Genomic DNA, 19,107 nt, shown 5'->3' on the forward strand with positions numbered 1-19,107 from the left:
AACTAGCGATTGCGACGCAGGACGCGCTCGACGCCGGCCTGCATCGCTTCAAGCGTTGCCTGCGGATCGGTGCCTGTCAGCCACATCGCGTTCAAGTCGGTGATCATCGCGTTGTAGACCGCACGTTGGTTCTGGATCTGCGGCAGTGACGTGGCATTTTTGGCAGTGTCGGCAAACTCGGCGCGATGCGGTAGGGCCTTGAACTCTTCGGAATTCAGAACCGACTGACGGGTCGACAAATGGCCGGTACGCGACCATTGGAAGTTGTTGTCGTTCAGAAACTTCAGGAAGGCGAGAGCGGCTTTCGTCTTGTCTTCGCTGCGATTGTCGTCCTTCGGGATGACCCACATATGGCTGTCAGCCCAGACGGACGGTTTGGCGTAGAGCTGCGGCACATTGGCGACGCGATAATCCTTGAGGGCCACTTTGCCGCTCTTGGCCTGGGTATCGTAGTTGTCGACGCCCCAGGTGCCGTTGATCAGAATCCCGGTTTCGCCGTTGAGGAACGCCTGTTCGGAGCCGGGATAATCCAGCGCCGGATTGGCAAGACCTTCCGAGAATATCGATGAGATCAGCTTGGCTGCGTTCAGCCCTTCCGCTGTGTTGATGTTTGCCGTCTTACCGTCGGCGGAGATGACGTCGACGCCCTGCTGCCAGAGAAGCGTGTCGAACAGGCGCACCATCATGCCTTCCGAACTCTGGGCTTCGGAACCGATGTAGTATTTGCCGGTCGCTTCCTTGAACTTCTTGCCCTGCTCGAGCAGTTCCTCGGGCGATTTCGGCAGGATCGGCGAGCCGTCTGCGTTAACAAGGCCCGCCTTCTTCATCAGGTCCATGTTGACATGGAAGAGCAGCGCATGAAGGTCGTATGGGAGAGCATAAATTTCATTCTTGGCGGTAGCGTTCTTCAGCGCCGCCGGTACGAAGTCGTTTGTCTGGATACCGAGATCGGCAATAGGCTTGGTCAGCGGCGTCAGGAGATCCCGGTCGGAAAAATTCGGCATTATCGAGGCGTGCATGACGGCGACGTCAGGGATGTTGCCGGTGGAATAAGTCGCGGTCAGCAGGTCGTAATAGGCACCCCATTCGGCCGTCTGTGTGACGACCTTGGCGCCGATGGTGTTTTCTGCGTTGAACTTGTTGGTGAGCGCGGTGATGATGCCGCATTCGCCATTGGTCTTGGTCACGTCTGTCACCTCGCCGTATTCGCCTTGGCAATCGCCGAAGAAGCGGAAGAACGAGATGTCGACTGCTTGGGCTGCTCCTCCCCAGAGCGCGGTCATCAGTGTCGTGGCGAGCGCCAGACGTTGCAGCATTTTCGTCTTGTGCATCATATCCTCCTTGCGATGCCGTTGCGAAAAACCCGTCCCGGCATGGCCGGCCGGGCCGGTGCCTATTTGCCGGCGCTCATGGCAACACCTGCCACGATGAAGCGCTGGAAGATCAGGAACAGAAGAACGATGGGCAGGCTGGCAAAGACCGCCGATGCCATGACAGCGCCGATGCCCTCCGAGAAAGCGAAGTTGGTCTGGATCGAGGCAAGGCCGACCGTGACCGTGTACATGTCGGCCTTGGTTGCCGAGACGAGCGGCCAGAGAAAGTCGTTCCAGGCGAAGATGAAGGTGAACAGACCGAGCGTGGTCAGTGCAGGTACGGAGAGCGGCAACATAATCTTCAGAAAGATCGCCAGCCGTGAGGCGTGGTCAATGGCGGCTGCTTCCTCCAGCTCTTTCGGAACGCTGCGGAAGAACTGCATCATCAAAAACACACCGATCGGCACGGCGACGCGCGGCATGACCAGCGCGAAGTGGGTATTATGCAGTCCCCAGCCCGAGACCATCGTGTGCAGCGGAATGAACACCGCCTGCTCGGGCACCATCAGGCCAGCAATCACGAGCATGAACAGCGTCTTCTTGAAGGGGAACTCCAGGCGCGCAAACGCATAGCCGGCCATAGACGAGACGATCAGAACCAAAATTGTCATCGTTACGGAGACGATAAGACTGTGCATCAGCCAGCGCGGCACGGTATCGAGCTTCAGGAGACCGATATAATTATCGAGCGTGAAGGGGACCGGCAGGAAGCCTGCCGTAGAACGCATCAGCTCGGTATTCGGCTTCAGCGACATGGCGACGACCCAGACGACGGGCAGAAGCCAGAGGATCGCAAAGGCGATGGTTGCGCCGAGGATGAGAACGTCCGTGGCGCGGCGCAGGCCGCTTGTGCGTGCGCTTGGCATCATTCGTCCCCCCTGCGGCCGAGCCAGAGCTGCAGCATTGTGAAGCCAAGCATCAGGATGAAGAGCCCGAATGACATCGCCGTGGCGTAACCGACCTGCCAATCGCGGAAGCTCGTCTCGTAGATGTACTGAACCAGCGTACGCGTCCGATTGGCGGGGCCGCCCTGTGTCATCAGGTGGGCCTGGCCGAAAATCTGGAACTGACCGACGATCTGCAGGACCAGAACCAGGAGCACGGTGTGACGGATCGACGGCAGGGTGATGTTTTTCAGGACGCTGAACCGACCGGCATGATCGAGTTCAGCCGCCTCGTAAAGTTCCGGCGGTATCTGGCTTAGTGCCGCCAGAAACAGCGCCATGGGGAGGCCGACACCCCACCAAAGCGTCGTCAACGCAATCGACGGCATGGCGAGCGTCGGGTGCCCGAGGAAATTGATGGGCTTGACGCCGATGAGATTGAAGAGCGGCACCAGCAGGCCGTTGTCCGCAGACAGCACCATCGACCAGATCAGCGTCACGACCGATACCGAAAACACGCTCGACATGAAGAACACGGACCGCAGCACACCCTTGAGCCGCCCCTGCCCGAACACGGCAAGAGCCAGCACCAGCGCCAGTGCTGTCATGGTCGGAACGGTCATGGCGACGAAGGTCAGCGTGTTGCCCACGGTCTTCCAGAAGATCGTGTCGAACCACATGTCCTCGTAGTTCAGGAGGCCGATATATTTCCGGTAGTTGCCGGCAAGCTCCCAGTCGTGGAGACTGATCCACAAGCCCTTGAAGAAGGGGTAGACCAGAAACGTGGCATAGATCACCGCGAAAGGCGCGAGGAAGATATAAGCGGCGAGCGCATCGCGCCTGCGCGCGGCGGTCAGGCTGCTGGTGCTCATGCTCCACCCACTTCAGAATACAGGGTGATCGAGACCTTGTTTGCATCGAAGACGTGGCGTGTGCCGGGGCCGATCGCAAAACGGGCGACGGAGCCGATCGAGGGTGCCGCGCCGCTGCGCAGTTCGGAGACGATGGTGGTGCCATCAGCAAGGGTTGCATAGACAAGTTGCAACGAGCCGAGCTGCTCAACGACATCAACGGTTCCGCTGAGCGCTCCTTCATCGGCCGGCGACAGGATTTCCGGTCTCAGGCCGATCGTCACCGTGTCGCCTTTGGCGGGACTGGCACGGACCTTGGCAGTAAGGCGGGCATCTCCCGCACAGGCGAGTTCGACCGTTTCGCCGTCGACGGCTGTGACTGTTGCCGGGAGCAGATTGATGCGCGGCGCACCGAGGAAGCCAGCCACGAAAGCATTGGCGGGGCGCTGGTAAAGCTCGATCGGCGCGCCGACCTGTTCGATCTGCCCGTCCCTGAGGACCACGATACGGTCTGCCATGGTCATGGCTTCCGTCTGATCGTGGGTGACGTAGATCATGGTTGCGGCGAGGCGGTGGTGGAGCTTAGCGATCTCGGTGCGCATCGAGACGCGAAGAGCGGCATCGAGATTGGAGAGCGGCTCGTCAAACAGAAAGACATCCGGTTCGCGCATGATGGCGCGGCCGATCGCAACACGCTGACGCTGGCCGCCGGAAAGCGCCTTGGGCTTGCGGTTGAGATAAGGCTCAAGCTGGAGGATGGCGGCGGCCTTATCGATGCGTGAGGCGATTTCGGCCTTCGGCGTACCAATATTGCGAAGGCCGAAGGCCATGTTCTCGCGAGCTGTCATGTGGGGGTACAGCGCGTAGTTCTGGAAGACCATTGCCACCCCGCGATCGCGGGCGGCCATGTCATTGACGCGGTTGCCGCCGAGCAGGACGTCGCCGCCGGTGATGGTTTCGAAACCGGCGATCATCCGCAGAAGCGTCGATTTCCCGCAGCCGGAAGGTCCGACGAAAACCAGGAACTCGCCGTCGCTGATCGAAAGCGAAATGTCACGGATGACATTCACCGCGCCATAGCTTTTGGACACCCCAGCGAGCGTTACTCCTGCCATGCACTCCTCCCAGAGTGATTAGTTATAAATCACTGGTTATAACTAAAATTATTATCAGGCAAGCCCTCGCCGCTTTTGCGTTCGTAAAACTTCGTGCTAAGCGAATATTCAGTCTTGCAAGGGGTTCGCGTGATCAAAAAGCCGACGATGTCCGACATCGCTGCCGCCTGTGGAGTCTCGCAGGCGACCGTGTCGCTTGTGCTCAACAATGCTCCGGGAACGCGCATATCGCCGGCAACGCGTCAGGCTGTTCTAAGTGCGGCGGCCAGGATGGGTTACCGGACGCAGGCTCGGCGCATCGACCGGCGTCCGCTCATTGCCATGCTCATCAACGAGGTGACAAGTTCGCCCCATGTCGCCGGCTTGATCGACGGAGCCGGAGAGGCGGCAAACGAGCTGGGCTATCTGCTTTCGGTGATGCCGACGGACGCCGACGAGGAGGCAGAGCAGGCAGCGCTGAGCCATCTCGCGACGTTACCCGCTGCGGGCATCATCTATGCGCGGCTGATCACGCAGCAAGTGACGCTTGCTCCGCAGCTCGCGGAATGGCCGACGGTACTTTTGAACTGCTATACGGTCGATAACCCCCTGCCGAGCGTGGTGCCCGGAGACCTGTCGGCTGTCATGAAGGCGACGCTGTCGCTGATCGATGCCGGGCATACGCGCATTGCTTATATCGGTGGCGAGGACGCGATCGAAGCTTCTCGCGAGCGCATCAAGGGTTATCGCCGAGCTTTGACAATGCGCGACATTCCCGTCGACAACCATCTTATCATCAAGGGGCGTTGGACGATTCAGGGAGGTTATGCAGCCTTCAAGCGCCTGCAAGCGCTCGATGACCGGCCCACGGCAATATGCTGTTTCTGCGACCGTATTGCCATGGGTGTCTATGAAGCCGCGAAGGAAGCCGGCCTCTCTATCCCGCGCGACCTTTCGGTCATCGGTTTCGACAATGAATCCTATTCAGGCGATATGCTGCCGCCCCTCACGACGATGCAACTGCCCCATGCCGACATGGCGCGCTATGCCGTCGAAAAGCTTGCCGAGATGATCGCCGCGCCGCGGATGCGGCATGACAATCACAAGGTCAAGCTGGAGTGCGAAATGATCGTGCGCCAGTCGGTCGCGCCAATAGACGCCGCGTAGGCCGGATGCCAGGGTGGATTCCCCAGTTGTCCACAAGCGCTTCCTTGGATGACCGGCTCAAGGGCGAAACTCTGTTGAGGAGCAGACATGAGCTTCAACTGACAGAGTGACAGCCATGCGCCCTGCTGTGGCCACATCGAGGCCGCGGCGGATCGCTTTCGTTGGACGGACCCCTACTATGGAAGTCGACCATGCTTCTTCGCTCCATGTTTGCCCAAAATTACCGCTCGTTACGCTCCATCCGCATGGATCTGGCCGGCGTTAATGTGTTCATCGGCGAGAACGGCGTCGGCAAATCGAACCTCTACCGCGGCCTCCAGCTTGTGCAGGCGGCGGTGCGCGGCACATTCGCGCATGAGATCACCGCCGAGGGCGGAATGGCTTCGGCGTTGTGGACCGGCCCAAGGCGCGACGAGAAGAATTTTCGCATCAAGCTGGAGGTGGAGGTTCTCGACGAGGAGCGGGCTATGACGTGGCGATATTGGGTCGAAGCCGGGCTCAGACCGCCGGCCGCCGCCGCTGGATTTGCCTTCGAGCCTCAGGTCAAGGCCGAAGAGCTTTGTTTTGAGGCCGGATCGCGCCCCGTTACGATGATGAAGCGCGCCGGGCCGGGGATCATGGTTCGCGGTGACCGCGGCCGCATGGAGGATTATCCCGAGCAGGCGATGACGTCGGAAACAGGAATCGCGATGCTCGGAGATGCTGGACATTATCCGGAAATTGCGGCCTTTCGCCGTCTGATCGACGGCTGGCGATTCTTCCATGGATTCAGGACCGATCGGGAGTCGGCGTTGCGGCGTCCCTGCCTGGCGGTCACGTCGACGCTGCTGGACCAAGACGGCGGAAACATGGCGGCAGTGTTTGCGACGCTTGTGTATACCCGCGGGGACACGGTCGAGCTCGACCGGGCCATTTCCTCCGCCTTGGGCGGGGCAAAGTTGCACGTGCCGGAACCGGGGGAACATGCGGAATTCGGACTGATCTTTCCAGATTTCCCGCGCCGGATTTTTCAGCCCCGCGAGCTTTCTGACGGACAGATCCGTTTCCTCGGGCTTGCAGCCGCGCTGATGTCCTATCGCCAGCCGCCGCTGATCGCATTGAACGAGCCGGAAGCAAGCCTGCATCAGGACATGCTGTCGCCGCTCGCCGACATGATCGCCGCAGCGGCACGATTTAGCCAGATCTGGATCGTCACCCATTCCCAACGTCTCGCCTCGGCGGTGGAAGAGCGCTGTGGGGTGCGGCCGAAGCGGGTGATCCGAAAGGATGGCGCCACCTGGATTCAGGGTATGAGGCTGACGGGGGCCGTCGAAGACGAGGGCGATGATTAGCTGCAATCGAGCCGGTTCTTCTTAGGGCGCCAAGTCGGAGGCCGCGTATTCTGCGGCCGCATTCGCCGAACGACGTCGAGCAATATTCGCCGCCGCTTTGGCGCAAGGCCGGTGAGCTTCGGCGACAAGAGCGGCGATTGCGAGCTTCAAGACCGTGACTACGGTCTGGCTCCCGCTGGCTTATTGTCGTCGGCGTCCGATCGCTCAGCAAAAAGCTGAGACAGTGCTTGCGACGCAGCAATGGCACGGGGAAAGCCTGCCGGAACCGTTATCATATAGATCACTTCCTTGAGCTCCTCCTTGGGAACGCCGATGTTGAGCGCATATCCGGCATGAACCTTCATCAAGTCTGTCAGGCCCATTGCCGCAAATGCAGCGACGGCGGCGAGTTGGCGCGTGCGGTTATCGAGATCCGGGCGCGACCACACGTCTCCGAGAGCGTAGGCTTCGGTCGCTTCGGCGAGGAACGGAAACTCTTGCCGCATCGCTTCCAAATTTGGCTGTGTCGTGCCGTTGTTGAGGCTCCGGATGACAGCAGCACCGCGTTCGCGACGCTCCTCCACAGTCTGAGCGAAGGCCACATCCGGCGACACGGCCAAGAGCGCCGCAGTACCTGCGGCTGCAAAGTGTGAGCGGATATTCTGATACATGGAAGTTTCTCCTTGTTCGGTCCATTTTTCGGACGCGAGACCTGAGGACCCGGCTCGCTCCGCTTTCGTCAGCGCCCCAACCCAGACCTTTGCTAAATGTGACCGGCCGAGCGAGAGCGATGGAACGAAGCCCGCAGCGACCAGCGACCGATATCTTGTTAGAGAGGTGTGGATTTTCATCCCGAATGTCCTTTGAACCAAAAGTACGGCGGACACGGCGGCGAAACAATTTACGAATGGTGACAAGCTTGGTAAGCTTTTCTGACCAATGGCCATCGATCTAAAGCTCGTATCCGTATTCCTCGCCGTCGCGGAAGCGAAAAGTTTCCGCGGCGCGGCTGAGCGACTCGGCCTCACCCACTCGGCGGTAAGCCAGGCGATCAGACGGATGGAAGACCGGATGGGAGTTGCTCTCATCCAGCGCACGACGCGGAGCGTCAGCCTGACTGAAGCGGGCATGCGGCTTTACGAGCGCGTTGGGCCCGCAGTCGCCGAAGTCGAACTGGCACTGGATGATGCCCAGGATCGGGGCTCCCAGCCGACAGGACTCCTGCGGCTCGCTGTATCGTCGATTGCCGAGCGGTTTATTTCCGGGCCGCTGCTTGCGAGCTTCACGCACGCCTATCCGGGCGTGCAAGTCGATGTAAACGTCACGGATGAGGAGTTCGATATCGTCGCCGAGGGTTACGATGCGGGTGTGCGGCTCGGAGAAGTGATTGAGCAGGACATGATCGCGATACCGGTCTCTGGTAACCAACGGCAGCTCGTCGTCGCCGCGCCGTCTTACCTGGAACGCTTCGGAAGGCCCGCAAATCCATCAGAGCTTTCGCGGCACTGCTGCATCGGCTGGCGTCCGGCGCCGGATGTGGCGCCGTATCGCTGGGAGTTCGAGGAGAATGGTCGGGAATTCGACGTGGCCGTCAATCCGAGGATCACGACAAACGACATGGGGGTCATGGTGCGGACGGCGTGCGCCGGCGGAGGCGTGACATTCGGCATGGAAGAGACGTTCAGGCCATATCTCGACCGGGGGGAACTGGTGTCGCTTATGGAGGACTACCTACCGCCATTCCCAGGATTTTTTCTTTATTTCGCGGATCGCCGAAATCTGCCTCCGAAGCTGCGCGCCCTCGTCGATCACATGCGTTATCGCTCCGACAGGAATGGACATGAACCGTCTTTCGAGGCCGGCTGAGGACGAGGATCGGTCTCAGCCCGCTCCTGTTCTATACCGGAGGCGCCCGATCGAGCTACCGCAGCATTATCAGCGGCAATAGCTTTTCAAATCCTGCAGCCCAGCAGTCATAGTGCCGCCACAGAATTCGGCCCAATCAAGCTTGTTCAACAAGCGGATGGCGACAAGATGAGATTGCTGGCTCTCGTGGCTGCGGCCTTTTTGCTAACGGTCTTTCAGACTCAAGCCCAGATCTATGGGCCGTATGATGGATATGACGACTTTGGTGGATACGGTTACGACGATCCCTACAGCCCCTATCCGCCACCACTCGATTACGATCCGGCGCCTCCCTATCAAGAGCCCCTGCATGATCGCAGGCAACCGCCGACAGGGCGTGCAAAAGGAACCATCGAAATCGTGACGAGCGAGCATACGCTCATTTACACCACCCCTTGGGGTGAGCAATTCGCTTACCCCATCGCGGTCGGCCGTGAGGGCAAGCAATGGTATGGATCTACGCGGGTAGTGTCGAAGCGAGCACATCCTGAATGGCGACCCACGGCCAGCATGCGGCAGAAGAACCCTCGGCTTCCAGCGGTCGTGAAGCCCGGCCCCGCCAATCCGCTCGGAACCCGAGCGATCTATCTCGCCGATGGCCTGCTGCGCATCCACGGCACCAACGACCCCTCGTCCATCGGCACCAACGCGTCGAGCGGGTGCTTTCGAATGTACCGTCAAGATGTCGAAGAGCTTTACGAGATCGTCCAGCCGGGAACCAAGGTCATTGTTCGACGCTAGCTGTCAGCCGATCGATCGCTGATGGACCTCTGCGGATCGGCGTTGGGATATCTAACCGTCGATACGCCGCTTGCGCGCCAGAGCCTGAAGCTCCTTGAATCCTTCATAGCGCTTGTCATGAATACGAGGGATCTCCCCTTCTGATGGCAGGAATGTCGTTTCGACGGCCGAGAGTGTAGTCATCGCTTCGCGCACATCCGCAAACAGCCCGCTGGCGACAGCGCCCAGGATGGCGGCCCCCAGGAGGACCGGTTCTTCTGCCTTTGTCGCGATGACCGGCTTGCCGCTCGCATCGGCAAGCAGCTGGCGAACGAAGTCGTGCTGGCCGGCGCCACCGCTGATGACGATGTTTTCGATGGTAACGCACGCATCGGCCTGCGTCTCGATGATCTGCCTGAGGCCGTAGCCGATACCGCAAAGCCCTGCGACGTAAAGAGAGACCAGGCTGCCGATATCGTCCTCCATCCCGAGACCGGCAATGATTGCGCGGGCATGCGGATCGGCAAAGGGCGCGCGGTTGCCGAGGAACTCGGGAACGACGTGCAGTCCGCTCGCAAGCGTGACAGCGTCGGAGGAACGGCCCGCCTTTCGGGCGGCCATATCTGCAAGCAAAACCGGCAACGGAACGCCCGCCTTCTTCGAAAGCTCCCTCGCTTCTGCGGCAGCCGGATGGAAGGAGAGCAGCTGGTCGATCGCAGCGCCGGCGGCACTCTGGCCACCCTCGTTCAGCCATAGTCCCGGCACCATGGCCGAATAATAGGGGCCCCAGACGCCGGGCACGAACGACGGCTCAGCTGTCGATGTCATCGTGCAGGAGGACGTGCCGAAGACATAGGCCAGATTGGCTTGTGGACCGGCACCCGTGCCAACGGTTCCGATTCCGCCCGCATGGGCATCGATCAGTCCGGCAGCGACGGGCGTTTCCGGCTTCAGGCCGAGCTCGCCGGCTGCAGCCGCGGTCAGTCCTCGACCGAGTGCCGAACCGGGCTCGACGATAGCCTGCCCGATGCGGGCAAACTCTTCGTCGGCGAGCGTGCCGAGGCCGATCTGGTGAAAATAATCTTCATCCCAGCGCTTCTCATGGGCAAGATAGGTCCATTTGCAGGTGACCGTGCAGGTCGAACGCGACAGATCGCCAGTCGCTCGCCAGGTCAGGAAATCTGCAAGGTCGAAGAATTGCCACGCGGCATCAAAAACCTCAGGGCGATTTTCCTTCAGCCAGAGAAGCTTGGGCGTTTCCATCTCAGGCGAGATACGGCCGCCGACGTAACGCAGGACGTCATGGCCGAGCGCATTGATGCGCTCCGCCTGCGGCACGGCGCGGTGGTCCATCCAGACGATGATGTCCCGGTTCGGATCTTCCGAAGGCCCGACGGGAAGCGGCTTGCCGCCTTCGCCAAGGACGACGAGCGAACAAGTGGCATCGAACCCAAGCCCCATGACGGACGCCGGATCGATTCCGGCCGAGGAAACCACGTCGCGCACTGCCGCGCAAACGGCCGCCCAGATCTCGGTGCTCGATTGCTCAACCATGGAACCCGGCTCGTGAAACAGGGTGATATTTCGCTTGGCGGATGCAAGCATCCGGCCGGTCAGGTCGAACAAGCCGGCGCGGGCGCTGCCGGTACCGACGTCGACGCCGATGACATGTTTGGCATCCGCTTCTGGCGTGCGAGATGTGTCGCTCATGGTCTCTCCTTTGAAATCGGCAAGGATCAGGCTAATTGCAGTCTGGGCCGGCGTTTACAGATCCACGCTGTTCGGCAGAATCACCAGATCGCGGATCGTCACATTACGCGGCCGCGACAGGATGAAAAGGACGGCGTCGGCCACTTCTTTCGACTGCATCAGGCTGCCATTGGCCAGCGCCTCCTCCAGAATGGACGAAGGCCTGATCTGCGAATTTCGAGGCCGTGTAGGTCGGCTCCTACGCGACCGGCACGACGCCTGACGGCCGTCATTCCTGCGGAAACTGCTGCTGCCACGCCATGAACGCTATTTCCACGTGCGCCTGCGCATCTCAGGAACTCTCCGGTCGCCCATTTGTTTTACATTTTGCACCGCCCCGAAGTTTGCCCCCAGATGCAATCGGCGACAAGTGGAGCTGACCCATGGATATGACGCGCATCCGAGATCGCATGGTGGAGCACCACGTGACGCGTCGTGGCATTCGCGATCCAAGCGTGATCGAGGCCATGCGCACCGTGCCGCGCGAAAAATTCGTTCCTCCGGGCTCCGAGGAATTCGCCTATGAGGATGCGCCGCTGTCGATCGGCGAAGGCCAGACAATTTCGCAGCCGTTCATCGTGGCTTTGATGCTCGAAAAGGCCAATCTGGATGCCGGCGACACAGTGCTCGAGGTCGGAACAGGCTCCGGCTACGCTTCAGCCCTCATGAGCCGGGTAGCCAGGCATGTCTACTCCATCGAGCGCCACGAAAGGCTGGCGCTTGAGGCCAAGGAACGGTTCGAGAAACTGGGATACCGCAACATTGACGTTCGCGTCGGCGATGGCAGCAAGGGCTGGGCGGAAGCCGCCCCCTTCGATGCCATTGTCGTTTCTGCGAGTGCACCAGAGGTGCCAACCGCCTTGAAAGAACAGCTGGGGCTCGGAGGGCGGCTCATCATTCCGGTCGGCCGCGGTGAAGGGCAGCGCCTGAAACGCCTCACGCGCACGGGGGACGCCGCATTCGAGGAAGAGGATCTCGGCGGGGTGCTGTTCGTCCCCTTGATCGGGGAAGACGCCTGGACAGCTACCCATCCGATGTATACGGCGACGGCCCCCTCATTGCCGGGAACGGTTGCCTCCGAGCCAAGCTCTCCGCATGACGGACAGGGAGCGGGCATGCGAAAGATAGACAAATTGCCCGCGCTGCCGGAAGGTGTGCTCGATCATAGCGAATTTCAGCAACGGTTCTGGGCTGTTCAACGTTTTTCCTGGATCGTGTTCACGCTTCTTCTGGTGATCTGCTTGCTGGGATTGCTGGGAAGAGGCGGTCCGTTTTCGCGGCAAACACTGCTGTTGCCCGAAGGATCCGTGGATTTTCCCGTCATCTCCCGATGGAATGCCCCCGAGGACATGACCGTGACCTTCACGCCGTCATCCGAAGACAGGGTCTTCACGATCGATCCCGCCTTTCTTCAAAGCTTTTCGGTCCAGGGGATCGATCCGCCCCAAAAGGCGACCTTCGCGCGCGACGGCCGGATAGGTTATGTGTTCCCCGCCGACCCGGCTGGGCCGACGCAGATCGTCTTCCGTCTGCAAACGCAACTCCCCGGCCCTCGTCGCGCCCTCATCGGCATGGGCGGCGAGACGCGCACCCAATCGACTTTCATCTTTCCATGAGGGCGGCACGGTGGATGCGGTATTACGCGGACTGGCAATTTATTTCACGCTGCTCGTGATCATCCGTCTGTCGGGAAGACGGACATTGGCCCAGATGACGCCGTTCGATCTGGTCATCGTGCTGGTGATCTCGGAAACCACGCAACAGGCGATGCTGGGCGATGACTTCTCGATCACCAACGCCGTCATCTTGATCCTCACGCTGTTTACGACCGACATCGGCCTGTCCTACGCGAAGAGGTGGTGGCCTCGCGCAGCTCATATAATCGATGGCGTTCCAACCGTTCTGGTGACGGATGGCGTCTACGACGAACGCGCGCTCAAAGGCGCCCGGCTGCAAAAGGAAGATGTCATGCAAGCGGCTCGAAGCCAGGAAGGCATCGAGAGCGTGACGGAGATAAAATTTGCCATCCTCGAAGTGAGCGGCAACATCAGCATCATCAGGAAGCAGAAATCCGACTGACAATTGACGACGAAGAAGACATCCCGAGTTAAGGGGATGAACTCTCTGGCATTTCGAGCTGCCAGCTGCTTGGGATGCGTTTCAGAAGGATAGGTCGAGCACCCTGCCCTCGAACAAACGGTCCCGGGAGCCTTCGAGATGCGCCTTCATCAGTCTCTGCGCATCGTCAGGCCGGCCATCGGCGATCGCCTTGTAAATGGCGTTATGCTCTTCATAGACCTGTTCCAACCCCTGGCGGGGGCCGAGCAAAGAGAGGCCGTGGAGATGCATGCCGACGGCGATATGGGCCTTCAGCGCATCGATCGAGGCCGTGTAATAATGATTGTTGGCAGCCTCCGTCACCGCGCGGTGGAAGAGGAAATCAGCGTCGGTGCGGTGAAGCTGATGGCTGGTCGCCTCGCGCAGATCCGCAAGCGCGCTGGCGATCTTTTGGATCGCCTGCTCATTGCGGCGTTTGGCGGCGAAATAGGCCGCCGCCGGCTCGATCGTCAGGCGGAATTCGTAGCAGCGCTGAATGTCGGCGATCGTCTTGACCGGCGAATAGGCAAGTTGCGTCGTCGGCGATCCATGCGCGCTGACGAAGGTGCCGGCGCCCTGCCGGGCATAGACCATGCCCTGATCGCGCAGGCGCGCCAGCGCATCGCGGACGATCGGCCGCGACACACCCAGCATCGAGGCAAGCTCATGCTCGCCGGGAAGGCGTGAATCCGGCGGATAGTTTCCGCCGCGGATACGCTCGAGCAACTGATCGAGGACGCGATCGACCAGCTTGACGGCCTTGCCGCGTTCGGGCTTGCCCGGCGGGCCGGCTTCCGCGTTCAAAGATTCGCCATTCACTTCAGCCACGTCATTCTCCCCGACGGTATCTTACCAGAGCATGATGCCGAAAAGTGTGAGCGGTTTTCGGACGACATCATGCTCTCACTACAGAATTTAGAACAGGATGATCTTAGGCCGACCCGGCCTAAGATCATCCTGTTCTATGCCGCCCGATTCCAAAGGACCAGTCTTATCAAACTATCGGGAGTGCCGAAGCCCCCCGACTTCACGGCGCACCGAAAATGCCGCCCGTCGGCTGCCGTGACATCGAACCACGGCACGCCAGCTTCGATTTCGCCCTTCGGCGCCAGGACTCTGACCCCCAGCGCCTGGAAAACGGCAAGCGCCGTATCGCCGCCGCCGACCATCAGCATATCAGGCCTGGTATCGTCGATAACCGATCTTACGCCTGCCGCAAAACGGCGGGCGACCAATGCCGCATCCGCTGTCATATCGCCGGTGCAGCGCAGCAGTGCCGGCAGCGCCATTCCCTCCCCGCCTTCGACCTGTCCCACCGGCGCGTCCACCACCATGCGCAGGACACCCGAGGCTTCGAGCCGGTCCATCTGGATAGCGGTAATCGGGTCACGCGAGCCAAAGGCGAACAGGCTGCGCCGGGTCGCTACAAATTCCGGCACCGGCGGCTGCCCCGTCTCGCCGAGCTGGCGGGCAAGTGCAGCACCCAGACCCCGTGCGCCGACCGCTAGCGTCAGCCGCCAGTCATGATCGGCAACGATCTGGTCGAGATCACTATCGTCCTCCGCATCGGCAACAGCAACATTGCCCGCACGGCCCTCGAACAGATCGGCGATCGGCAGTGGCTTGTCGACGCCGCGGCCGACAACACAGCCTCTGTAGGTCACACGCTCCTGATCGGGAATAGCGGGCGCCACCAGGATGGTCTCCAGGCCGAGCGCATCGGCCAGCGCCAGGCTTTCCGCCGCGACATTGCCCTTCAGCCGGGAGTCGATCTTCTTCATCACGACTGCGGGCTTCACGCCGCGAAGTGCCGCGGTCGCGAAGCGGACCCTTTCGGCAGCTTCCGGTTCGCCAAGCGCGCGCGAAGCGGTGTTGACGACGACGACGTCACAGCCGGTGGCGATCGCATCCTCCGCGGCCTCGACATCGACGGCGACCGCAACCGAAAGGCCGGCTTCGACGAAGGGCGTGCCGGTATCGAGCGCGCCCGTCAGATCATCGGCGATGATGGCGGCCTTCAGCGTCATGCGGTCTGTCCGGTGTTGACGGCGTGACAGGCGACAAGATGGCCGGGCTCCGCCTCCTTCCACGCGGGAATGACCTTGCTGCAGACATCCATGGCGATTGGGCAGCGCGTGTGGAAACGACAGCCCGACGGCGGGTTCAGCGGGCTCGGCACATCACCCTGCAGGATTTGGCGCTGACGTGTGCGTTCATGCTCCGGATCGGTCTCCGGAACGGCCGACAGCAGAGCCTTGGTATAGGGATGCAGCGGATTGTCGAAAAGTTCCTCGCGGGTGGCGAGTTCGGCGAGCCGCCCGAGATACATGACGCCGACACGGGTGCTGATATGGCGCACGACCGCGAGATCATGGGCGATAAAGAGATAGGTCAGCCCGTATTTTTCCTGAAGATCGAGCAGCAAGTTGATGATCTGGGCCTGGATCGACACGTCGAGCGCCGAGATCGCCTCGTCGCAGACGATGAATTTCGGCTGGCAGGCGAGTGCCCGGGCAATGACGACGCGCTGGCGCTGGCCGCCGGAAAGCTCGTGCGGGTAACGCTGGGCAAACCGCGTCGGCAGGCCGACATCTGTGAGCAGCGTCGCCACCCTCTCCTTCAGTTCGGCCTTGGTGCAGAGCTTGTGAAAGAGGATCGGCTCGCCGATCGCCTCGCCCACCGTCATGCGCGGATTGAGCGTCGAATAAGGATCCTGGAAAACGATTTGCAGGTCGCGACGGAAGGGCCGCATCTGTTTTTCGTCGAGCGCCGCGAGATCCTGGCCTTTGTAGACAACCTTGCCGCTGGTCGCCTTGTAGAGGTTGAGGATGGTGAAGCCGGTCGTCGACTTGCCGCAGCCGGATTCGCCGACGAGGCTCAGCGTCTCGCCTTCCATGATGTCGAGATTGACATTGTCGAGTGCATAGACGGTCGCCGAACGCTCACCGAAGGCGCCGAGCTTGACGTGGAAATGCTTGACCAGGTTTTCGATCTTGAGCAGCGGTTGAGCACCCATCATGCGGCTTCCTGCATTCTCTGGACGACGAAACAGGCGGCGCGGTGATTGGCGCTGCCGCTCAACGGTTCGAGCTGTGGTACCTTCTCGTGGCAAATGTTCTCGGCAAGCGGGCAGCGCGGCGCAAATGGGCAACCCTTCGGCCGGCGGCCAGGCTCCGGCGGCGTGCCGCCGATCGAGCTCAGCCGGCTTGCCGGCGGGTCCGAGAGCTTCGGGATCGATGACAGCAGGCCGCGCGTATAGGGATGGCTCGGGCGGGCATAGAGCTCGTCGACCGGCGCATCCTCGACCACCGTGCCAGCATAGAGCACGGCGACGCGATCGACGAGGCCGGCGATCAGCGCCAGATCATGGGTGATCCAGACGACCGACATGCCGAGCTTGGCCCTGAGATCCTTCACCAGATCGACAATCTGGGCCTGGATGGTGACGTCCAGCGCCGTTGTCGGCTCGTCGGCAATTAAAAGCTTCGGATTGCAGGCAAGGCCGATCGCGATCATCACGCGCTGGCGCATACCGCCGGAAAGCTCGTGCGGATAGGCTTGCAGGCGCTCTTCCGGGCCGGGAATGCCGACAAGGCGCAGAAGCTCGACGGCACGGGCGCGGGCCTCCGTCTTCTTCATTCCGCGGTGATAGATCAGCGGCTCGCAGATCTGGGCACCGACGCGCATCACCGGATTGAGCGAGGTCATCGGATCCTGGAAGACGAAGCCGATATCGCCGCCGCGCACCTTGCGCAGTTCTCTATTCGACATCGTCTGCAGGTCGCGGCCGTCAAATGTCGCCGATCCCTTGGTGACTTTGATCTTGTTCGGCAGGAGCCGCATCAGGCTCAGCATGGTCAGGCTCTTGCCGCAGCCGGATTCACCGACGACGCCAAGGGTCTCGCCCCTGTCGACATGGAGATCGATGCCGTCGACGACGATGGCGGGGCCGTTGCGGCCGTCGACTTCGACAGTGAGGTTCCTGACATCCAGCAGGCGGTTGGTGCTTTTCGTATCCATCATTTGCTGCCCCGCGGATTGAGCGCGTCGTTGAGGCCGTCGCCGAGGAAACTGAAGGCAACCGAGGCAAGGCCGAGCACGGCCGCCGGAGCGGCGAGAAGATGCGGATAATGCTGCCAGACGCGCAGGCCGTCCGAGATCATGTTGCCCCAGCTCGGCGTTGGCGGATTGACCCCGACGCCAAGGAAGCTGAAGGCGCTTTCCAGCACCATCGCCGTGCCAAGACCGGCGCTGACCGAGACGATCAGGGGGCCTAGCGCATTCGGAATGACATAACGCTTGATGATGATCCAGTTCGAAAGCCCGAGCGCCTGGGCCGCGGTGATATAGGGCCGGCTGCGGATCGACAGCACCTGGGCGCGCACGAGCCGAGCGTATGGCGGCCAGGAGATCAGCGCCATAGACCCGAAGACGAGGGCGAAATCCACCCACATGGTTTCGCGATAGAAGGGATTGAGGGTCTCGAGATAACGCGCTTCCATCCATTTGCTGATCGGCGATTTCAGCGAGGCGTTGATGACGACGACGAGCAGCAGGTTGGGAACCGACATCGTCACGTCGGTCAGCCACATGATGATGCGATCGAATGGATTGCCGAAGAAACCGGCGACGGCGCCGAGCACGAGACCGATCACCACGGCGAAGACGGTGACGATGACGGCGACGAGGAAAGCGGTGCGCGTGCCGAAGACCACGCGGCTGAAGACGTCGCGACCGAGATCGTCGGTTCCGAAGAGGTGGCTCATCGACGGCAATACATTGCGGGCGTTGAGATCCTGGCTCAGATAGTCATAGGGCGTGAGATAAGGCCCGAAGATCGCCGTGAAGCCGAGGATCACGACGATGACGAGACCGAAGACGGCGAGCTTGTTGCGCTTCAGCCGATACCAGGCGTCGCGCCACAGGCTGACCGGCTCTTCGACGGTTTCGATGGTGGAAAGAGGGATTGCGGACATGGTCAGCGGCTCCTTCTTGAATCATTGGCGCGCGGATCGAGCAGCGGATAGAGCACATCCACCAGGAGGTTCGACACCATCACCAGAAACGATCCGATCAGCGTGATCGCTAGAATGACCGGATAATCGGAATTGATCAGCGCCTGCACCGTCAACCGGCCGAGGCCCGGCAGGCCGAAAACAAGTTCGACGAAGATCGCGCCATTGACGATGGTGATCATGATCAGGCCGAGCTGCGTGACGACGGGCGTCAGCACCGGCCGCAGGATATGGCGCAACGCCACGATGATCTCGGGTACGCCCTTGGCGCGGGCGGTCCGGACGAAATCCTCCGATAGCACCTCGATGACGGCGGCACGCGTCTGACGCACGATCAGCGCGATCGGCTGGAAGGAAAGGACAAGCAGCGGCAGCAGGATACGGACATCGAGGATGCCGCCCCAGCCATAGGGCACGCTCGCACCCGGCAGCAGCACGATGAGGCCGACCATCAGCAGCGGGCCGGCAACATAGGCCGGGATCGCCCACAGGAAGAGCGCGGAGCCCAGAATGGCATAATCGATGCGTGAATTCTGGTTGAGCGCGGCGATCATGCCGAGCGGGATCGCGACGACGGCTGTCAGGATGATGGAACAGAGAGCAAGCTGGAAGGAGACGGGGGCCGCGGCCGAGACCATCGCCCAGACGGAGCGGCCCGAGGTGAGCGAATTGCCGAACTGGCCGTGCAGCAGGTTCCAGATGTAAAGGCCAAACTGGACGATGAAGGGTTTGTTGAGGCCGGCACTTTCGCGAATGGCTTCGATGCGCTGCGGATTATAGGCGACGTCGCCCGGCGCGCGCAGGAAGATCAGCTTGATCGGATCGCCGGCGCCATAGAAGGCCAGCGCGTAGACCGCCAGCATCACCACCAGAACGGACGGAATCCAGATGGCAAATCGGGTTAGCACGTAGCGCAGCATGGCCACCTCTCACCTGTTGTTC

At 61.1% G+C, this 19,107-nt stretch carries 18 protein-coding genes and 1 pseudogene; 6 read left to right on the forward strand and 13 right to left on the reverse strand.

What is annotated here, in order from left to right; genetic code table 11:
* Positions 1-2 precede the first annotated feature (2 nt).
* From B5P46_RS00070 to B5P46_RS00085, 4 genes are all read right to left on the reverse strand, one after another.
* A complete protein-coding gene (locus B5P46_RS00070) occupies positions 3-1,331 on the reverse strand; it encodes an extracellular solute-binding protein (RefSeq protein ID WP_129417123.1) in 1,329 nt (442 codons plus the stop codon).
* A gap of 62 nt (positions 1,332-1,393) precedes the next feature.
* Positions 1,394-2,242, reverse strand: a complete 849-nt coding sequence (locus tag B5P46_RS00075) for a carbohydrate ABC transporter permease (RefSeq protein ID WP_129416861.1) — start codon at positions 2,240-2,242, stop codon at positions 1,394-1,396.
* The gene (locus B5P46_RS00080) at positions 2,239-3,129 is read right to left on the reverse strand and encodes a carbohydrate ABC transporter permease (RefSeq protein ID WP_129416863.1); all 891 of its coding nucleotides are present in this window, start codon (positions 3,127-3,129) and stop codon (positions 2,239-2,241) included. Before B5P46_RS00080 ends, B5P46_RS00075 begins: the two co-directional genes overlap by 4 nt.
* A complete protein-coding gene (locus B5P46_RS00085; protein WP_129416865.1) occupies positions 3,126-4,223 on the reverse strand; it encodes an ABC transporter ATP-binding protein in 1,098 nt (365 codons plus the stop codon). The genes B5P46_RS00080 and B5P46_RS00085 overlap by 4 nt, the downstream gene beginning before the upstream one ends.
* A 129-nt stretch (positions 4,224-4,352) precedes the next feature.
* Here B5P46_RS00085 and B5P46_RS00090 point away from each other — a divergent pair, with 129 nt between their 5' ends.
* Together B5P46_RS00090 and B5P46_RS00095 are read left to right on the forward strand one after the other, a co-directional pair.
* Positions 4,353-5,369, forward strand: coding sequence for a LacI family DNA-binding transcriptional regulator (locus tag B5P46_RS00090; protein WP_129416867.1), 1,017 nt, complete (start codon positions 4,353-4,355; stop codon positions 5,367-5,369).
* Between the two features lie 191 nt (positions 5,370-5,560).
* On the forward strand, positions 5,561-6,700 hold the full coding sequence (locus B5P46_RS00095; RefSeq protein ID WP_129416869.1) for an AAA family ATPase: 1,140 nt from the start codon (positions 5,561-5,563) through the stop codon (positions 6,698-6,700).
* Positions 6,701-6,858: 158 nt separating this feature from the next.
* Here the strand turns inward: B5P46_RS00095 and B5P46_RS00100 are convergent, their stop codons facing one another.
* On the reverse strand, positions 6,859-7,350 hold the full coding sequence (locus tag B5P46_RS00100; protein ID WP_129416871.1) for a carboxymuconolactone decarboxylase family protein: 492 nt from the start codon (positions 7,348-7,350) through the stop codon (positions 6,859-6,861).
* Between the two features lie 268 nt (positions 7,351-7,618).
* Here B5P46_RS00100 and B5P46_RS00105 point away from each other — a divergent pair, with 268 nt between their 5' ends.
* Positions 7,619-8,545 (forward strand): LysR family transcriptional regulator, encoded by a 927-nt coding sequence (locus tag B5P46_RS00105; RefSeq protein ID WP_129416873.1) that lies wholly within the window; start codon positions 7,619-7,621, stop codon positions 8,543-8,545.
* A gap of 168 nt (positions 8,546-8,713) precedes the next feature.
* Entirely contained in the window at positions 8,714-9,325 is a 612-nt protein-coding gene (locus tag B5P46_RS00110) for a L,D-transpeptidase (protein ID WP_129416875.1), read from the forward strand.
* A gap of 51 nt (positions 9,326-9,376) precedes the next feature.
* Here B5P46_RS00110 and B5P46_RS00115 read toward each other — a convergent pair whose 3' ends face one another.
* Positions 9,377-11,014 (reverse strand): FGGY-family carbohydrate kinase, encoded by a 1,638-nt coding sequence (locus tag B5P46_RS00115; protein WP_129416877.1) that lies wholly within the window; start codon positions 11,012-11,014, stop codon positions 9,377-9,379.
* Positions 11,015-11,068: 54 nt separating this feature from the next.
* A pseudogene (locus tag B5P46_RS00120) lies at positions 11,069-11,276 on the reverse strand (glucose dehydrogenase); the annotation flags it as partial.
* Positions 11,277-11,436: 160 nt separating this feature from the next.
* On the opposite strand from B5P46_RS00120, the gene B5P46_RS00125 reads away from it, so the two are divergent.
* Both B5P46_RS00125 and B5P46_RS00130 read left to right on the forward strand, forming a co-directional pair.
* Positions 11,437-12,669 carry a protein-L-isoaspartate(D-aspartate) O-methyltransferase gene (locus B5P46_RS00125; RefSeq protein ID WP_129416879.1) on the forward strand — a complete coding sequence of 411 codons (1,233 nt, stop codon included), beginning with the start codon at positions 11,437-11,439 and terminating at the stop codon, positions 12,667-12,669.
* Between the two features lie 10 nt (positions 12,670-12,679).
* Complete coding sequence (locus B5P46_RS00130; protein ID WP_129416881.1) at positions 12,680-13,132, forward strand: DUF421 domain-containing protein; 453 nt, start codon at positions 12,680-12,682, stop codon at positions 13,130-13,132.
* An 81-nt stretch (positions 13,133-13,213) separates the two neighbouring features.
* On the opposite strand, the gene B5P46_RS00135 is transcribed toward B5P46_RS00130, so the two are convergent.
* The 6 genes from B5P46_RS00135 to B5P46_RS00160 form a co-directional block, all read right to left on the reverse strand.
* On the reverse strand, positions 13,214-13,978 hold the full coding sequence (locus B5P46_RS00135) for a FadR/GntR family transcriptional regulator (protein WP_129416883.1): 765 nt from the start codon (positions 13,976-13,978) through the stop codon (positions 13,214-13,216).
* Positions 13,979-14,112: 134 nt separating this feature from the next.
* Entirely contained in the window at positions 14,113-15,177 is a 1,065-nt protein-coding gene (locus tag B5P46_RS00140; RefSeq protein WP_129416885.1) for a four-carbon acid sugar kinase family protein, read from the reverse strand.
* A complete protein-coding gene (locus B5P46_RS00145; protein ID WP_129417124.1) occupies positions 15,174-16,166 on the reverse strand; it encodes an ABC transporter ATP-binding protein in 993 nt (330 codons plus the stop codon). Before B5P46_RS00145 ends, B5P46_RS00140 begins: the two co-directional genes overlap by 4 nt.
* Complete coding sequence (locus B5P46_RS00150) at positions 16,166-17,173, reverse strand: ABC transporter ATP-binding protein (protein ID WP_129416887.1); 1,008 nt, start codon at positions 17,171-17,173, stop codon at positions 16,166-16,168. Before B5P46_RS00150 ends, B5P46_RS00145 begins: the two co-directional genes overlap by 1 nt.
* Entirely contained in the window at positions 17,170-18,126 is a 957-nt protein-coding gene (locus tag B5P46_RS00155) for an ABC transporter permease (RefSeq protein ID WP_129416889.1), read from the reverse strand. Before B5P46_RS00155 ends, B5P46_RS00150 begins: the two co-directional genes overlap by 4 nt.
* A gap of 2 nt (positions 18,127-18,128) precedes the next feature.
* Positions 18,129-19,085, reverse strand: a complete 957-nt coding sequence (locus tag B5P46_RS00160; RefSeq protein WP_003552254.1) for an ABC transporter permease — start codon at positions 19,083-19,085, stop codon at positions 18,129-18,131.
* Positions 19,086-19,107 lie beyond the last annotated feature (22 nt).

This window comes from Rhizobium leguminosarum (assembly GCF_004123835.1).
Taxonomy (GTDB): domain Bacteria; phylum Pseudomonadota; class Alphaproteobacteria; order Rhizobiales; family Rhizobiaceae; genus Rhizobium; species Rhizobium leguminosarum_M.

What these genes read in the sequence shown, in the direction of transcription:
- B5P46_RS00105 (WP_129416873.1), top strand. Translation starts at nt 7,619, where the DNA reads ATGGCCATCGATCTAAAGCTCGTATCCGTATTCCTCGCCGTCGCGGAA.
- B5P46_RS00115 (WP_129416877.1), bottom strand. Translation starts at nt 11,014, where the DNA reads ATGAGCGACACATCTCGCACGCCAGAAGCGGATGCCAAACATGTCATC.
- B5P46_RS00085 (WP_129416865.1), bottom strand. Translation starts at nt 4,223, where the DNA reads ATGGCAGGAGTAACGCTCGCTGGGGTGTCCAAAAGCTATGGCGCGGTG.
- B5P46_RS00155 (WP_129416889.1), bottom strand. Translation starts at nt 18,126, where the DNA reads ATGTCCGCAATCCCTCTTTCCACCATCGAAACCGTCGAAGAGCCGGTC.
- B5P46_RS00140 (WP_129416885.1), bottom strand. Translation starts at nt 15,177, where the DNA reads ATGACGCTGAAGGCCGCCATCATCGCCGATGATCTGACGGGCGCGCTC.
- B5P46_RS00125 (WP_129416879.1), top strand. Translation starts at nt 11,437, where the DNA reads ATGGATATGACGCGCATCCGAGATCGCATGGTGGAGCACCACGTGACG.
- B5P46_RS00080 (WP_129416863.1), bottom strand. Translation starts at nt 3,129, where the DNA reads ATGAGCACCAGCAGCCTGACCGCCGCGCGCAGGCGCGATGCGCTCGCC.
- B5P46_RS00145 (WP_129417124.1), bottom strand. Translation starts at nt 16,166, where the DNA reads ATGGGTGCTCAACCGCTGCTCAAGATCGAAAACCTGGTCAAGCATTTC.
- B5P46_RS00160 (WP_003552254.1), bottom strand. Translation starts at nt 19,085, where the DNA reads ATGCTGCGCTACGTGCTAACCCGATTTGCCATCTGGATTCCGTCCGTT.
- B5P46_RS00150 (WP_129416887.1), bottom strand. Translation starts at nt 17,173, where the DNA reads ATGATGGATACGAAAAGCACCAACCGCCTGCTGGATGTCAGGAACCTC.
- B5P46_RS00095 (WP_129416869.1), top strand. Translation starts at nt 5,561, where the DNA reads ATGCTTCTTCGCTCCATGTTTGCCCAAAATTACCGCTCGTTACGCTCC.
- B5P46_RS00070 (WP_129417123.1), bottom strand. Translation starts at nt 1,331, where the DNA reads ATGCACAAGACGAAAATGCTGCAACGTCTGGCGCTCGCCACGACACTG.
- B5P46_RS00100 (WP_129416871.1), bottom strand. Translation starts at nt 7,350, where the DNA reads ATGTATCAGAATATCCGCTCACACTTTGCAGCCGCAGGTACTGCGGCG.
- B5P46_RS00075 (WP_129416861.1), bottom strand. Translation starts at nt 2,242, where the DNA reads ATGATGCCAAGCGCACGCACAAGCGGCCTGCGCCGCGCCACGGACGTT.
- B5P46_RS00110 (WP_129416875.1), top strand. Translation starts at nt 8,714, where the DNA reads ATGAGATTGCTGGCTCTCGTGGCTGCGGCCTTTTTGCTAACGGTCTTT.